Source organism: Streptomyces sp. NRRL S-495 (assembly GCF_000966955.1).
Taxonomy (GTDB): Bacteria; Actinomycetota; Actinomycetes; order Streptomycetales; family Streptomycetaceae; genus Kitasatospora; species Kitasatospora purpeofusca.
Window position 1 is genome coordinate 1 of the sequence record NZ_JZWY01000577.1, and the last position, 1,549, is coordinate 1,549.

The 1,549-nt window shown below is 79.5% G+C and carries 2 protein-coding genes; both read right to left on the reverse strand.

The annotated features are described in order from the left end of the window. Positions 1-102: 102 nt before the first annotated feature. Positions 103-939 carry a class I SAM-dependent methyltransferase gene (locus VR45_RS47260; protein WP_045942569.1) on the reverse strand — a complete coding sequence of 279 codons (837 nt, stop codon included), beginning with the start codon at positions 937-939 and terminating at the stop codon, positions 103-105. 143 nt (positions 940-1,082) lie between these two features. Then, on the reverse strand, positions 1,083-1,549 hold a 467-nt coding region (locus VR45_RS27660), incomplete at its 5' end, for a phosphopantetheine-binding protein (protein ID WP_045942570.1).

Sequence of the window (1,549 nt, forward strand, 5' to 3'; positions counted from 1 at the left end):
GATCCCGTGGGGGCCACCGCCCGTCGCGTTCGCGGTCCCATCGGCCGTCGCGTTCGCGGCCCCGCCGGCCGTGCGGGGCCGCGCCGCCGGTCGGGCCGCCGGTCAGGCCGCGGTGGCGACGACCACCAGGGCCTCGACCGGCACCTCCAGCTGCCCCGCCGGGCCGGCGAACCGCGCGGCCCGGCGCAGGAACTCCTCCCGCAGGGCGGCCCGGCCCGGCGTCCTGAGCAGGTGCCGGGCACCGACCGAGGCCCGGGCCATGCCGTCCCACCAGGCCTCGGCGGAGGGCAGGGCGACGGTCCGGCGGTGCCGCTCGAAGCGCGGCCCGGCGAAGCCCGCCCCGAGCAACCCGGCCCGCAGTTCCCCGGGCTCCGTCCGCCGGGCCCGCTCGGCCATCACCGCGCGCACCTCCGCGGGCGCCTCGTCCAGCAGCAGCTCCCCCAGCAGACCGGTGAACGGAGAGCGGTCGGGACCGCTCCAGGTGGTCAGCACCAGCTCGCCGCCCGGCCGCAGGACGCGCCGCAACTCGCGGAGTCCGCCGTCGAGTTCCGGCAGGTGCGGGAGCAGGAAGGCCCCCGCGGCGGCGTCCGCCGCGCCGTCCCGGAACGGCAGGGCCGTCGCATCGGCGGCGAGCACCGCTCCCCGGCCGAGGGTCGCGACGGCCGCCGCGCACATCGCCGGCGAGAGGTCCGTCGCGACGCAGCGCAGGCCCCGCTCCCGCAGCCGCGCGCCGAGCGTGCCGTCGCCGCACCCCAGGTCGAGCACCGTGGCGCCCGGCCCCGGTGCCAGGGCGGCCGCGGTGGCCTCGGCGAACAGCGCCGTCACCGGACCGAAGAAGTCCAGGTAGGCGGCGGCCTCCCGGCGGGCTTCGAGCGCCCGGAACTCCCGCAGCCGCTCCTGGGTGTGCTGGGTGTCCTGGGTGCGGGCTTCGAGCCTCACGGGCCGATCTCCTTGCTCAGCGGCCGGACGACCCGTCCGGGCCGGTCCGGACGGGTGGTGTACGGGTGCCGGGCCCGGCCGGGGGTCGGTCCTGCGGTCCGTCGCCGGTCCTGCGGTCGTCGCCGGTCCCGGGGTCGTCGCCGTCATGGCCGGCCTCCGCCGGCCCGGGCCGCCCGGCGCAGCTCACGGGCGCTCAGGCCGGTCGGCGCGGGGTCGGACCCGGCGCTGCCGTCCGCCCGCTCGGTACGGTCGGTGCCGGTTTCCGCCGGGGCGAGCCCGGCGGCCATCCGCCGTACGGTCGACTCCGTGAAGACGGTCAGCGGCGCGACGTCGAGGCCCAGCTCCGACCGGAGCTCGGCGGCCAGCCGCAGCGCCCCGGCGGAGTCCCCACCCAGGTCGAAGAAGTTGTCGTCCGGGCCGACCTCGGGCCGCTCCAGCACCCGGCCCCAGATCCCGGCCAGCCGCTGTTCGAACTCCCTGCCGCCGAGCCGGGCCCGGGCCGGGCCCGAGGTCCGGGCCGGTGCCGGCGTCCGTCCGGACGGCGGCACCGACGCGTTGGGGCGGAGCAGCTCCGGCAGGTCGAGCTTGCCGTTGGCGGTGAGCGGCAGCC